Genomic DNA, 335 nt, shown 5'->3' with positions numbered 1-335 from the left:
CCGAGGAGAAGAACGCGTCGAAGTAGACCGAGCGCATGCTCCGGCGGGCGATCGGCCCGACGAGACTGCCCGTGGTGGGCTCGGCCGTGCCGCCGGAGATAACCGCGGTGACGCCGTCCAGCGGCTGCAGCACCTGGAACGACTCGAACGAGTTCGTGTAGACGGTGAGCCCTGCGCGCGGCCCGATCGCCGACGCGAGCATGTTGACCGTCGAGGAGGCATCGAAGGCGACACTCCCCTGGGCGGGGACGAGGCGCAGGGCCTTCTCGGCGATCGCTCGCTTCGCGCTGGCCCTGATGGCCCGACGCGCATCGAAGGGGCGGGCGCGCGGCGCC

1 pseudogene is annotated in these 335 nt (G+C 71.6%); it reads right to left on the bottom strand.

What is annotated here, in order from left to right:
• A pseudogene (locus DSP71_RS14700) lies at window positions 1-335 on the bottom strand (DeoR/GlpR transcriptional regulator); the annotation flags it as partial.

It is taken from the genome of Microbacterium sp. H6 (genome assembly GCF_003314775.1).
Lineage (GTDB): Bacteria > Actinomycetota > Actinomycetes > Actinomycetales > Microbacteriaceae > Microbacterium > Microbacterium oxydans.
Note: the sequence above shows the minus strand (reverse complement) of the source record. Positions and strands in the feature narration are given on the sequence as shown.